The 13,731-nt window shown below is 69.0% G+C and carries 12 protein-coding genes; 7 read left to right on the forward strand and 5 right to left on the reverse strand.

All coding sequences use genetic code 11. From position 1 onward, the window contains the following. The first annotated feature begins 4 nt into the window (after positions 1–4). From RR42_RS37005 to RR42_RS37035, 7 genes are all read left to right on the forward strand, one after another. Positions 5–868, forward strand: coding sequence for an IclR family transcriptional regulator (locus tag RR42_RS37005; protein ID WP_043358612.1), 864 nt, complete (start codon positions 5–7; stop codon positions 866–868). A gap of 15 nt (positions 869–883) precedes the next feature. After that, entirely contained in the window at positions 884–1,939 is a 1,056-nt protein-coding gene (locus RR42_RS37010; protein WP_043357362.1) for a cyclase family protein, read from the forward strand. A 48-nt stretch (positions 1,940–1,987) separates the two neighbouring features. Further along, on the forward strand, positions 1,988–3,238 hold the full coding sequence (locus RR42_RS37015) for an ABC transporter substrate-binding protein (RefSeq protein WP_043357364.1): 1,251 nt from the start codon (positions 1,988–1,990) through the stop codon (positions 3,236–3,238). A 36-nt stretch (positions 3,239–3,274) separates the two neighbouring features. Next, positions 3,275–4,417 carry a thiolase family protein gene (locus RR42_RS37020; RefSeq protein ID WP_043357365.1) on the forward strand — a complete coding sequence of 381 codons (1,143 nt, stop codon included), beginning with the start codon at positions 3,275–3,277 and terminating at the stop codon, positions 4,415–4,417. Between the two features lie 40 nt (positions 4,418–4,457). After that, on the forward strand, positions 4,458–4,817 hold the full coding sequence (locus tag RR42_RS37025) for a Zn-ribbon domain-containing OB-fold protein (protein ID WP_043357366.1): 360 nt from the start codon (positions 4,458–4,460) through the stop codon (positions 4,815–4,817). A gap of 67 nt (positions 4,818–4,884) precedes the next feature. Further along, on the forward strand, positions 4,885–5,883 hold the full coding sequence (locus RR42_RS37030; protein ID WP_052495215.1) for a tripartite tricarboxylate transporter substrate binding protein: 999 nt from the start codon (positions 4,885–4,887) through the stop codon (positions 5,881–5,883). 61 nt (positions 5,884–5,944) lie between these two features. Continuing rightward, positions 5,945–8,065, forward strand: a complete 2,121-nt coding sequence (locus RR42_RS37035) for an acetate--CoA ligase family protein (protein ID WP_043357367.1) — start codon at positions 5,945–5,947, stop codon at positions 8,063–8,065. Positions 8,066–8,089: 24 nt separating this feature from the next. Here the strand turns inward: RR42_RS37035 and RR42_RS37040 are convergent, their stop codons facing one another. The 5 genes from RR42_RS37040 to RR42_RS37060 all read right to left on the reverse strand — a co-directional run bounded on the left by RR42_RS37040 (position 8,090) and on the right by RR42_RS37060 (position 13,182). Further along, positions 8,090–9,601 carry a sulfite reductase subunit alpha gene (locus RR42_RS37040; protein ID WP_236702257.1) on the reverse strand — a complete coding sequence of 504 codons (1,512 nt, stop codon included), beginning with the start codon at positions 9,599–9,601 and terminating at the stop codon, positions 8,090–8,092. A gap of 227 nt (positions 9,602–9,828) precedes the next feature. Continuing rightward, on the reverse strand, positions 9,829–10,836 hold the full coding sequence (locus tag RR42_RS37045; RefSeq protein ID WP_043357369.1) for an FAD:protein FMN transferase: 1,008 nt from the start codon (positions 10,834–10,836) through the stop codon (positions 9,829–9,831). 230 nt (positions 10,837–11,066) lie between these two features. Beyond that, entirely contained in the window at positions 11,067–11,891 is an 825-nt protein-coding gene (locus RR42_RS37050; protein ID WP_043358620.1) for a DUF4198 domain-containing protein, read from the reverse strand. 77 nt (positions 11,892–11,968) lie between these two features. Next, on the reverse strand, positions 11,969–12,493 hold the full coding sequence (locus RR42_RS37055) for a DUF2271 domain-containing protein (RefSeq protein WP_043357371.1): 525 nt from the start codon (positions 12,491–12,493) through the stop codon (positions 11,969–11,971). Between the two features lie 53 nt (positions 12,494–12,546). Continuing rightward, positions 12,547–13,182, reverse strand: coding sequence for a PepSY-associated TM helix domain-containing protein (locus RR42_RS37060; protein WP_043357374.1), 636 nt, complete (start codon positions 13,180–13,182; stop codon positions 12,547–12,549). Positions 13,183–13,731: the final 549 nt, after the last annotated feature.

Genomic DNA, 13,731 nt, shown 5'->3' on the forward strand with positions numbered 1-13,731 from the left:
GCGCGTGACGGTACCGACTACCTCCCTCCAGAAGGCCTGCAGGCTGCTGCGCGTGCTGTCGGACGCGCGCAATACGCGCCTGACCGACCTGGCCGTGGCAGCCGGCGTCGACAAGGCTTCGGCGCTGCGCCTGCTGGACACGCTGGCAGCCGAAGGCTTTATCGAGCGCGACCCCGACACCAAAGCGTTCACGCTGGGCCCCGAATGGCTGGTGCTGCGCGCGGCCAGCGTGCGCCGCATCGACCCGCGCGCCAGCGTGCGGCCGGCGCTGATCCGGCTTGCCCAAGCCTTCGAGGACACCACCATCCTGTCAGTGCCAAGCGGCTGGGAGTCCGTCTGCCTGGAACTGCGCCCCGGCACCTTCCCGATCCGCGCCAGCTACCTTGACGTGGGCAGCCGGCGCCCGCTCGGGGTCGGCGCGGGCAGCCTGGCGCTGCTGGCGGCACTGCCCGATGCCGAGGTGGAAGCCACCTTGCACGCCATCGCACCCGCGCTCAAGCGCTATCCGCGCATCAGCGCGGCGATGCTGCTGCGCGAGGTCGAGGCCACCCGTGCGCGCGGCTACGCGGTACTGCTGGATGTGGTGGTGGAGCGCATGGGCGGCATCGCCATCGCGCTGCCGGACCCGGATGGCTACCCGCTTGGCGCCATCAGCATCGCCGCGCTCAATGAGCGCATCAGTGAGCGCGAGCCGGCGCTCGCGCGCGCGCTGCGCCGCGAAGCCGATACCGTTTGCGCCGCCTGGACACCGCCAGCGCCCGACTCGGCGGCGGCACGCCGGCGCAACGCCACCATGGCCGGCGCCGCGCCAAAGACCAAGACCCCGACTGCGCGCAAGACGCGGCGAACCACCACAACCGACCTGTAACCGGAGACACACAGCATGCGCTGGAAGCAACGACCGCAAGGTTCCAACTGGGGCGACTTCGGCCCCGACGACCAGCTTGGCCGCGTCAACCTGATCGGCGCCGAGCAGGTGCGCAAGGGCGCGCGCGAGGTGCAGGCCGGGCTGTCGTTCTGCCTGTCGCTGCCGCTGGATTATCCCGGCGGCAACAAGCTCAACCCGCGCCGCCATCCGCCAGTGCTGCGCCCCACCTTCCGCGACGACATACCCTATGTGAACTTCCCGCTGGCCAAGGTGAACCCGAGCGCCACCGACGTGATCAGCGACGACCAGGTGCTGCTGTCGCTGCAGTACTCCACGCAGTGGGACTCGCTCGCCCACGTGGGCGCGCTGTTCGATGCGGATGGCGATGGCCGCCCGGAGCGGGTCTACTACAACGGCTATCGCGCCAACGAGCACATCGTGGGCCCGGTGGACTACGCGGAGGACGATCATTTTGCCGCGCACGCCTGCGGCCACGACCACAGCGAGGCGCGCGCGCTCGGCATCGAGAACTTCGCCGTCAAGGGCATGCAGGGGCGCGGCGTGCTGGTAGACCTGGCCAATGCGTTTGGCCAGGATTTTCGCAACGTGGGCTACGACGACCTGATGCACGTGCTGGAGGCCGACCGGGTGGAGGTGGAACCCGGTGACATGCTGTTGCTGCGCACGGGCTTTGCCGAAGTGGTGCTGTCGATGCAGCGTGAGCCGGACGAAGCCGTGCTGCATCACAGTTGCTGCGCGCTGGACGGCCGCGACGACCGCCTGCTGAACTGGATCACCGATGCGGGCATCGCCGCGCTGATCGCCGACAACTACGCGGTGGAGCGCTATCCCGCGCGGCCCGCGCCGGCCGACCAGCCGAATCATCCGCTGCTGCCGCTGCACCATCACTGCCTGTTCAAGCTCGGCCTGCCGCTGGGCGAACTCTGGTACCTGAAGGAGCTCGCGCAGTGGCTGCGTGCCAACCAGCGCTCGCGCTTCATGCTGACTGCGCCACCGCTGCGGCTGCCGGGCGCGGTGGGCTCGCCCACCACGCCGATCGCGACGGTGTAGGCACCACAAGAAAGCAAGTCAACAAGACCAAAGCTGGAGGAGACCACCATGAACCGAAACCACTCGCTGCTGCGCCGCCCGCTGGGCGCGCTCGCCATCGCCGCCGCGTTGCTGTGCGGCGCAGGACAGGCTGATGCGCAGCCGGCCAAGGCCGGCATTTCCGATGACGAGGTCAAGATCGGCCTGATCCTCGACATGAGCGGCCTGTACGCCGACGTGACCGGGCGCGGCAGCGCCACCGCCGCGCAGATGGCCATCGACGATTTTGGCGGCAAGGTGCTGGGCAAGAAGATCGAACTGGTGGTGGCCGATCACCAGAACAAGGCCGACATCGCCGCCAGCAAGGCGCGCGAGTGGTTCGATACGGGCCACGTCGACGCCATCCTGGACGTGGCCGCCTCGGCACCGGCGCTGGCGGTGCTGGAGGTCGCCAAGCAGAAGAACAAGATCGTGGTGTTCTCAGGCCCCGGCACCGAGCGCATCACCAACGACCTGTGCACGCCGGTCTCGGTGCATTACGCCTATGACACCTACGCGCTGGCCAATTCCACAGCGCGCGCGGTGGTGCAGCGCGGCGGCAAGACGTGGTTCTTCCTGACCGCCGACTACGCCTTTGGACACACGCTGCAGGAGTCCGCCACCGCCGTGATCAACGAGACCGGCGGCAAGGTGCTCGGCGCGGCGCGCCATCCCATCGGCGCCAGCGATTTTGCTTCCTACCTGCTGCAGGCCCAGGCCAGCAAGGCGCAGGTGGTGGGCCTGGCCAATGCCGGCGGCGATGCCGTCAACGCCATCAAGGCGGCCAGCGAATTCGGCCTGACCAAAGGCGGCAACCAGCGCATGGCGGGGCTGCTGCTGTACATCAACGACATCCACGCCATCGGCCTGAAGACCGCCTCCGGGCTGCTGCTGACCGAGGGCTTTTACTGGGACATGAACGACGCCACGCGCGCGTGGTCGCGCCGGTACTTCGAGAAGCTCAAGAAGATGCCGAACATGAGCCAGGCCGGCACCTATTCGTCGGTGATGCATTACCTCAAGGCGATCCAGGCCGCGGGCACCGACGAAACCGCTGCCGTCATGAAGCAGATGAAGGCGATGCCGATCAACGACTTCTTCGCCAAGAACGGCCGCATCCGCGAGGACGGGCGCATGATCCACGACATGTACCTGTTCGAGGTCAAGACGCCGGCGGAATCGAAGTACCCATGGGACTACTACAAGCTGCTGGCCACGGTGCCCGGCGACCAGGCCTTCATGCCGGTGGCCAAGTCGCAGTGCCCGCTGCTCAAGCGTTGAAGTCCTTGCCGTATTTGAAGCATTGAGAGAGGCTCCATGCAACACGCAGCTTACCTGCGCGGCGCGGGCAATACGCGCTTTGGCCGCGTCGAGGGCAGCACGCCGCTGACGCTGATGGCGCAGGCCACCGACGCCGCGCTGGCCGATGCGGGCCTGGCCCGCGCCGACATCGACGGCGTGCTGTGCGGCTACGCCACCACGCTGCCGCACCTGATGCTGGCCACGCGCTTTTGCGAGTACGCCTCGCTCGATCCCGCCTACGCGCACGGCGTGGCCTCCGGCGGCGCCACCGGCGGCGTGATGGCCATGCTGGCGCGCGAGCTGGTGGGCGCAGGGCGCTGCCGCAACGTGCTGGTGGTGGCCGGCGAAAACCGCCTCTGCGGCCAGAGCCGTGACCAGTCCATCCAGACGCTGGCCCAGGTTGGCGAGCCGGACATGGAAGTGCCCAACGGCGCTAGCGTGCCAGCTTACTACGCGCTGCTGGCGTCGCGCTATCTGGCCGAGACCGGCATGCACGCCGACGCGCTCAGCGGCTTCGCGGTGCTGATGCGCGAGCACGCGGCGGGGCACCCCGATGCGCACCTGCGCGAGCCGCTCACGCTGGATGCCGCACGCGCCGCCAGGCCCATCGCCACGCCGCTGCGGCTGTCGGACTGCTGCCCGATCTCCGATGGCGCGGTGGCGCTGGTGGTGTCCGCCGAGCCGGGCGGCGGCACCCCCGTGCGCATCACGGGCGCGGGGCAGGCGCATCGCCACCAGCATCTGTGCGCGCTCGACAGCGTGATGGCTACCGGCGCCGCCGACGCCGCGCGGCGCGCGCTCGCGCAAGCGGGCAACACGATCGGGCAGATCGACTACCTGGCGATCTACGACTCGTTCACGATCACGCTGGCCATGCTGCTGGAAGAGCTTGGCATAGCCGCGCGCGGCGGATCGCCGCAGCGGCTTGCGGCAGGCGACTTTGCGCGCGACGGCGCGCTGCCGCTCAACACGCACGGCGGCCTGCTTGCCTTCGGGCACTCGGGCGTGGCCGGCGGGCTGATGCATCTGGCGGAAGCCACGCGGCAGCTTGCGGGCAAGGCTGGCGCGCGCCAGTTGCCGCCGCGCAAGCGCGCGCTGTTTCACGCAGATGGCGGGGTGCTGTCTTCGCATGTCAGCCTGGTGCTGGAGGCGGCATGAGAACGCTTGCAATGCCCACCGCTTCGCCAAGGACGTCGCCATGAGCACTGACCATCCCTATCAAGCTGGCCTCGACGCGGGCGTGGTGCGCTATCAGGCGTGCGAGGACTGCGCCGCGTGGCAACCGCTGCAGCGCCATGCATGCCGCGCTTGCGGCAGCACGCGGCTGGCATGGCGCGACGCCACGGGCCGCGCTACCGTGCACAGCGTCACCGAAGTCGCGCGCGCGCCCACCGAGGATTTCCGCGCGCTGACGCCTTACACGCTGGTGCTGGCCACGCTTGACGAAGGCCCGCGCGTGATGGCGCATGCCGAGCCCGGCGTGACGATCGGCGAACGCGTGCGCGCGGGGTTCATGCGCCATGGCGAGCGCACGCTGCTGCGTTTCCAGCGCGAGTAGCCGCGTGGCACGGCGTAGCACTACGTAGCACGACGCAGCAACACACTTCGACACCCTGGAGACCGACATGTACCGAACCTTGCCGCTTCGGCGGCCCGCGCGCGCCCTGCTGATGGGCGCGATGGCATTGGCCGCCGTGCTGCTGGCCGCGCCCGGCGCGCGTGCGCAGGACTGGCCCACGCGTGCGGTGCGGCTGGTTGTGCCTTACCCGCCCGGCGGCCCCACCGACATCGTGGCGCGCGTGGTCGGGCAGAAATTGTCGGAGCAGCTCAAGCAGCCCGTGGTGATCGAGAACCGGCCTGGCGCGGGCGGCAATATCGGTGCCGAGGCCACCGCGAAGGCCGCGCCGGATGGCTACACGCTGCTGGTGGCCACCACGGCGCACGCCATCAACATGACGCTGTTCACCAAGCCCGGCTACAACACGCAGCGGGACTTCGCCCCGGTCTCGCTGCTAACGCGCGGCCCGCTGGTGCTGGTCACGGCGCCCGCCACGCCGGCGGCCAATGTCGCGGAGCTGATCGCGCTGGCCAAGGCCAAGCCGGGACAAGTCAGCTTTGCCAGCTCCGGCAACGGCCAGTCCACGCACCTCGCCGCCGAGCTGTTCAACAGCATGGCGGGCACGCACATGACCCACGTGCCATACAAAGGCAGTGCGCCCGCGCTCACCGATGTGATGGGCGGGCAGGCCACGGTCATGTTCGACACCATGCTCTCCGCCATGCCCTTCGTGCGCGAGGGCCGGCTGCGCGCGCTGGCGATCACCGGCGCGACCCGCTCGCCCGCCGCGCCCGATGTGCCCACCATGGCGCAGGCTGGCCTGCCCGGCTACGAGGCCACCGCGTGGAATGCCCTGCTCGCGCCGGCAGCGACACCACAGGCCGTGATCGCCACCTTGAGCAGCGCGCTGAAGGCCGTGCTTGAACAGGAGGAGGTGCGCGCCAAGTTCGCTACGCAGGGCTTCGCCGCGCAATGGACGGCGCCTGGCGCCACGGCGCAGTTCCTGACCGGGGAGATCGACAAATGGGGCAAGGTGGTCAAGGCCTCCGGCGCCACCATCGATTGAGCCATTCACGCTGTTCCCCCAAGCCGGACATGCCGGCCTTTGATTCCGGATCGCACTCATCATGAACCAGACCTTGCAAGCCTTGCTGGCGCCGCGCTCGATCGCGGTGATCGGCGCCTCCGACCATATCCACAAGATCGGTGGCCGGCCCATCTACTACATGCGCGAGCATGGCTATGCCGGCAAGCTCTTCCCGGTGAACCCGCAACGCGACACCATCCAGGGCCTGCCCGCCTTTGCCTCGCTCGATGCACTGCCCGAGGTGCCGGAGCTGGCCATCATCGTGGTGGGCGGCGATGCAGCGGTGTCGGCGGTGCGCGATTGCGCGCGGCTGGGCGTGGCGGCGGCGATCGTGATCGCCTCGGGCTTCGGCGAAGCCGGCGAGCAAGGCCGTCGCCAGCAGGACGAGATGGTGCGGGTTGCCACCGGCGCGGGGCTGCGCCTGGTTGGCCCGAACAGCCAGGGCCTGGCCAACTTCGGCACCGGCACCATAGCCAGCTTCTCCACCATGTTTATCGAAGTGCCCCCGCAGGATGGCCCGGTGGCCGTGGTGAGCCAGAGCGGCGGCGTCAGCGCCATGGTCTACGGCCTGCTGCGCGGCCAGGGCATTGGCGTGCGCCATATGCACGCCACCGGCAACGAGGCCGACATCACGGTAAGCGAGCTGGCGCTGGCCGTGGCGCACGATCCCGATGTGCAGCTGATCCTGCTGTACCTGGAGAGCCTGACCGATCCGGCCGTGCTGGCGCAGGCCGCCGCGGTGGCGCGCCGCCGTGGCGTGCCCATCGTCGCCGTCAAGGCGGGCCGCTCCAGCGCGGGCCAGCGCGCGGCGGCGTCGCACACCGGTGCCATGGCCAATGAAGACCGCGCGGTGGGTGCCTTCCTGGCACGGCACGGCATCTGCCGCGTGGATGATGCGCACGCGCTGGCGCGCTGTGCGCCGCTCTACCTGCGTGGCTGGCAGGCCAGCGGGCGGCAGCTGGTGGTGGTGAGCAATTCCGGCGCGAGCTGCGTGATGGCGGCCGACGCGGCAGAGCCGCTCGGGCTTGCGCTGGCGCCGCTGTCGCAGGCCACGCAGGCAGCGCTGGCGCAGCGCCTGCCCGGATTCGCCTCAACGGCAAACCCGGTCGATGTCACCGCCGCGCTGCTCACCAACAGCGGCCTGTTTGGCGACGTGCTGCCGCTGGTAGCCGCCGATCCGGCCGCCGACCTGCTGCTGCTGGATATCCCGGTGGCGGGCATGGGCTACGACCTGCCACGCTTTGCACGCGACGCCGCCAGCTTTGCCGACAGCGCCGGCAAGCCGATTGCCGTGGCGGCCTGGCAGGCGCCGGTGGCAGCTGCGTTCCGCGCGGCCAACGTGCCCACCTATGCCAGCGGCGCCGAGGCGCTGGCTGCTTTCGCGCAACTGGTCACGCACCAGCAGCAGCTGCGCGATGTGGCCGCGCAAGACACGGCCGTAGGCGCGCATCGGCCCGCGGCCAGCGATGCGGCGGGCGCTGCGTCGAGCGCTGCCGGGCACACGCTGAGCGAGGCGCAGAGCCTCGCGCGCCTGGCGTTGGCCGGCATCCCGGTGGTAGCGCACAAGCTGTGCCAGAGCGTCGATGAGGCGGTCGCGGCCTGGCGCGAGCTGAAAGGGCCCGTCGCAGTCAAGGCCAGCTCGCCGCAAGTGCCGCACAAGAGCGAGCACGGCCTTGTCGCATTGAACTGCAACGATGAACACGCGGTGGCGCAGGCCTTTCTCACGCAGACCGACATCCTGGACAAGCTCGGCGCGACCTGCGAAGGCGTGGTGGTGGCGCGCATGGAACGTGGCCAGCGCGAATGCATGGTGGGCGCGCACTGGGACCCGGTGTTCGGGCCGGTGGTGCTGGTGGGAGACGGCGGCAAGTATGTGGAAGTGCTGCGCGACACGGCCGTGCTGCTGGCGCCGTGCAGCGAGGCCGCGGTGGCGCGCGCCGTGGCCGGCCTGCGCATTGCGCCGCTGCTGGCGGGCGTGCGCGGCGAGCCGGCTGTCGATGTGGCGGCGCTGTGCCGCATCGCCGTGCGCGTGGGCCAGATGATGCTTGAGGCCGACGGTGCGATCCGCTCGATCGACCTCAACCCGGTGATGGTGAGCGCGGGCGGGGCGGTGGTAGTGGATGCGCTGATGGAGGTGGCAGCGCACGCTGCGCCAGCCTGATCGTTTTCCAGGCAGTCTCAGTTCTCAGTAGACGTCGCGCCGATACCGGCCCTGCTCGCCAAGGCGCAGCAGAGCCTCTTCGCCCAGCACGTCCGCCAGCGCCGCGTTGACGCCGCCGGCCATGCCCTTGAGGCTGCCGCAAACGTAGATGGCCGCGCCGGCTTCGATCCATTCCCGCAATGCGCCGGCCGATGCGCGCACGGCGTCCTGCACATAACGCAGCGGGCCGCCATCGCGCGAGTAGACCAGGTCCAGCCGCTGCAGCACGCCATTGGCCTGCCATGCGGCGAGCTCAACGTGGTGGAACGCGTCGTGCTCCGCGGTGCGCTCGCCAAACAACAGCCAGTTGCGATGATGCCCCGCAACGGCGCGGGCCTTCAGGTGCGCGCGCAGGCCGGCCAGGCCGGTGCCGTTGCCGATCAGGATCAGCGGGCGATCGTCCGCGGGCGGATGAAAGCCGCGATTCGTGCGGATGCGCAGGGCGATGCCCGCGCCCGGCTGCGCATGCGCGGTGAGCCAGCCGGATGCCAGGCCGAGCCGGCCATCGTCATGGCGCGTCTGGCGCACCAGCAAATCCAGTTGCCCGTCGCCCGGCAGCGAGGCAATCGAATACTCGCGGTGCGGCAACGGCGGCAGCGTGTCCACCAGGCGTTGCGGCGTGACGCCGTCCAGCGCGGCAAGGTGCGGATCGGGCAGGACGATGCGCGTGGCGAGCGCCTGCGCCAGCGTGGTGGATGCGCCATCGCAGCGCACGGCGGTATCGCCGTCCAGCGAGAGCTTTGCCAGCACGCGCGCCACCTCGGACGGCGCAAGGCGCGGGCCGATCTCGGCGATGTCGCCGGCCTGCCACGACGGCGCGCCCTGGCCCACGGCTGCCGGCACCAGCGCAAGATGGAAGGCCGGTGCGCCCGGGCTGCCGGGATTGAGCAGTCTGCGCTCGTGCAGGCGCCAGTCGGCATAGCGGGGCTTTTCCCAGTCGGCGATTTCGGCGCCGCCGCACAGTGCGCTGAGATGGTTCTGCCAGTGGCGCAGGGCCCCGGCATCGCCATTGTCCACTTCCACCATGTCGAAGAGCGCTTGCGCATGCTGGCGCTGCATCCATGCCGACAGCGCGTGGCCGAAGGCGCAGTAGTTCGCGTAGCTGCGGTCGCCAAGCGCGAGGATGCCGTAGCGCAGCTCGCCCAGGCCACCTGCGCCGGCGGCGGCCGTCAGGCGGCGTGCAAAGCCCGAGGCGCTGTCTGGCGCATCGCCCTCGCCCGTGGTGCTGACCACGAACAGCGCCTGGCGGCAATGGGCAAGACGCCCGGCCTCCAGCTGGTCGAACGACAGCAGCTGCGCGGGCACGCCGGCATCCTGCAGCGCTTGCGCGGTCTGCAATGCAAGCTGCTCGGCAAACCCGCTCTGGCTCGCATAGGCCACGACCGTGGCGCCGTCCCTGGCCTCCGATAGCTGGCCGGCGCGCGCATGCCGCTGGCGATGCCGGCCGATCACGGCGGCACAGAACCCGGCATAGGCTATCACCACGCCGGCGGCCATGCCGGCGCGGCTGGGCGCGAGAAGGCCCAGCGCGATGCCAGCCACGCCAGCCAGCGCGCCCAGCAGGATCACGGCATCGATGACGCGGATGCGCTTGCGGGAATTGCCGGCATGGCCGGCATGGCCAGTATTGCTGGAACTGCCGGCGTCGCCGGCGTGGCCCTGCCGGCGCGGGCTGGCAGCGGCCGGCGGGTCCATCGGCAGGGAGGAGGCGGTATCGGGCGTGGTCATGACAGCATGGCCTCGAAGGCCGGCGACAAGCGTTCGTCGAAGCCATCGCTGCGGCGGATCAGCAAGCGCGCGGCCAGCCCATGGCGGCGGGCAAACACCATGCCCGCCTCGGGGCCCAGCACGGTCAGCGCGGTGGACAGCGCATCGGCCATCATGCATTGCGGGTGCAGCACCGTGACCGAGGCCAGCGCGTGGCTGGCCGGGTAGCCCGTGCGCGGGTCCAGCGTGTGCGCATAGCGGCGACCACCGCTATCGAAGTAACGCCGGTAGTCGCCCGAGGTGGCAACCGACAAGCCATGCAGCGCAACCAGTGTCTCGTGCCCCGCCGCGCCACCGCCCGGCGGCGTTTCCAGCGCGACCCACCACGGCATGCCGTCGGGCTTGACGCCATGGCCGCGCAGCTCGCCGCCGATTTCCACCAGGTGGTTGTCGATGCCCTGCGCGCTCAGGTAGCGCGACACCGCATCCACGCCAAAGCCCTTGGCGATGGCACAGAAATCCAGCCGGATGCCGCCGGGCTGCTGCACGCGGCTGCCAGCCTCGTCGATGGCGATGCGCTGCCATGCGCATTGCGCGTGCGCCTGCTCCAGCGCCGCCAGCGCGGGCGCTTGGGCACGCTGTGGCGCCGGGCCGAAGCCCCACAGGTCGACCAGCGGCCCCGCGCTGGGGTCAAAGGCGCCGCCGCTGTCACGCGCCACTTGCAGCGCAGCCTTCAGCACGGTGAAGCAGTCGGCTGGCAGCACCTGCCAGCTGCCGGCCGCGGCGCGGTTGAAGCGGCTCACGTCCGAGGCTTCGTCCCAGTTGCTCATCTGCGCGACGACCTCGGTCAGCACGGCGCGGATGCCGGCGTCGAGCGTGTCTTGATCGGCTGCCACGGGTGATGCGGCCCATGCCACCGACCATGTGGTGCCCATGGTCTCACCTTGCCGCCGGCACAGGCGTGACGCCGCGGCAGGCACGGGCGGAACAGCGCCAAGCGAAAGGGGAACCAGGACACGCTGCATAAGAGACGGACGGGAGACGGAAACGACGAAAACACAAAAAAGCCCCCCGGGGGGCTTAGAGGCTGTTTCAAAATGAAGCGAAGCGGTTCTGGCTAGGCGCGTGGCCGCAGACAGTACAAGTGGATCGGCCAAGGCCGCGCAACGACGCCAGAATCTTTTTGAAATGGCCTCTTAGGGCTTGCGCAGGTGACGGGACTCACGCCCCGCCGCCTGCCGGTGTGGTATTGCGCTTACTGCGGCAGCACTTCCACCGTGGCCGCATAGCTGGCGCGGCGCGCCGTGGCTTGCTTGACGGCAACCTTGTCGTCGCGCACCTCGGCTTCCATCCAGTACATGCCCGGGGCCGGCCACTTGACGCTGAACTTGCCGTCGGCGTCGGTGGTAAGCGCCATTTCCTGCAACTGGTCACGGTAACGGATACCGCCCGGCACCACGGCTACCTTGACGTTCGCGGCGGGCTTGCCGTCCAGCAGCAGGCGGAAGCTGGCGGCGTCGCCGGCGACCAGGTCGTTCGGGTGGGTAACGGGCGCCAGCTCCAGGCCGCGGCCAGTGGTCTGCAGCACCTTGGCGGTGGGCTTGCCCGCCGTCACGAAAGCTTCCAGGCGGCTGTCGGCCTGCGTCACCTGCAGGTCCTGCGCGCCGGCCGGCACCTCCTTGGCGAAGGCTTCCGGCGAACCGCGCCAGCGCTTGGCCTGGCCGTCCACCTTGTAGCTGGCAAACAGGCCGTGGTTGACCATGGCCACCTTGTAGGTGCCGGGCTGGGTCAGGTGCACGTCGAAGGTGCTGCGATAGCGGCCGGTGCTGGCGTTCTCGACCTTGGCCGCGGCGCCGTCCGGCGCGGTCACGGCAAGATTATCGAGGCGCAGCGGCACGTGCTCGAAGTAGAACAGGTCGTTCGACACGGCGGCGTCGACGGTCACCCACGGGTCGCTGCCCGACAGCACGGTCGCCGACGGCAGCAGCCACTGGCGGTGTGCGTGGGCGGCCAGCGGCATCAGCGCGGCCAGGGCCAGCGCGGCGGCCCGGACGGACAGTTTGGTGGCGAAGGTCTTCATCGTCATGCTCCTATTCCTCTTGCTATTGCAATTGCTATTGAATGCAGGGCGGGTTGATCGGTTCGGGGCTCAGGGCTTCAGGGCTTCAGGTCGACCGAGACGCCGCCAAGCTCATGCTCGCCCTTGGCCTTGGCCGAAGCGGCTGCCTTCGGCGGCCAGGCAAAGGGCACGCGCAGCAGCTCGCGGCCACCGACCTCGCGAGCGGCTTCCACCACGAGCTGGTACTCGCCGGCGGGCAGCTTGCCCAGCGGGGCCTTGGCATCCGAGAAAGTGAGCGTGTGCTCTCCGGCCGCGCGCGTGGCGCCGGAGATGCCATCGGCGGGCATCTGCATGTCGCGCCCGGCCTTGCGCCACCACTGGCGCATGTCCTTGAGCCACTTGGTGCCTTCGCCGTCCTTGTGCTTGACGTCATACCAGACGGCCAGCGTGGCGGCCGGGCTCTGGTCGGCGCGCTCGATCCACATCGAGACATAGGGCCGGTGGTATTCCGCGACGTTCAGGCGCGGGATCTCCACCTTGACGTTCATTTCGGCCGCCACGACCGGGCTGGCGAACGGAGCCGCGGCCAGGCCGGTAAGGGTGACGGTAAGCAATCGGCGCATAACGGGACCTCGTCTTTGAACGGTAAATGGGATCAGGTGATCGCTAGTGATCGTTAGTGGATGAACAGCAGCGCCAGCAACAGCGGCACCACCAGGCCCAGCCCGACCAGCGGCCAGGTCGCCATGCGGCCACCGGCGTGCAGCTTGAGCAGGAACAAGCCGGTCACGCTGAAGATCAGGCAGGCCGCGGCGAACACATCCAGGAACAGGCTCCAGGCGCGGCCGGTGTTGCGGCCCTTGTGCAGGTCGTTCAGGTAGGAGATCCAGCCGCGCGTGGTCTTCTCGTACTGCACCTCGCCGCTGTCCAGCGCCACGCTGACCCAGGCGTCGCCACCCGGGCGCGGCAATGCGACATAGATCTCATTGGCCTGCCACTCGGCTTCACGGCCATGGGCGTTGATATCGAGTTCCTGCGACAGCCAGTCGGCCAGCGCCGTTGGCACCGGGCCCTTGTCTGCGTGCGTGGCCCTGCGCAAGGCCGCCGTGAGGCTGGCTGGCGCGCTCGCCGTGCGCGTGACTACTTGTGCTCGAGCCTCGATCTGGCCAGCGTGGTTGAGCGTAAAGCCGGTGACGGCAAACAGCAGCATGCCGATCAGGCACATTGCCGAACTGATCCAGTGCCACTGATGCAGGTGTTTGAGCCAGAAGGCCCGGCGCTGCTGGCCTGCCCCTAGCGATGTTTCAGTCATGTTTGTTGATCTTCCGGCGCCCGGCAAGCTGCTTCTCCGGTGCCTCACTGGTCAGCTTGCCGCGTCCGCGCGGAGGTGCCGCGCCCCATGCCAGGTGACGTCCCAGGCAGATAAAGCGAAAGGATAATGGTTCTCATTTGAAATCGCAATGCTTGCGCTGGCGATCGGGCATTACGTTCCATTACACGCGCCACACTCGGTATGGCCAGACAATAGAGTCGTTACTTAGACAAAAGGTTGTTACAAAAACGCGCATTGTGCTCAATAGAGCATATTTTTACTAGCATTGGTGGTTCCATCGACCTATAGTGAAGACGCATTCCCCCGAGCGCCTCTAACTGCGAGGCGCCTCCGAACGCTTGGCCTGAGACAGGCTCTATGTCAGGCTGTGAAGCTCACCGAAAAAGGCTTGCCAAGCAAGCCAATTAAGGTCCACATCTCACAGCCCTCGTACCCAGACCGACGCTGCGCGCCTGCTACGGACTAGTGGTCACTTCCGAAGGTCAGCCATCGCCTTGAATTCCTTGTTCCAGCGCATGCACGTCCACT

The sequence above is a fragment of the Cupriavidus basilensis genome (genome assembly GCF_000832305.1).
Taxonomy (GTDB): Bacteria; Pseudomonadota; Gammaproteobacteria; order Burkholderiales; family Burkholderiaceae; genus Cupriavidus; species Cupriavidus basilensis_F.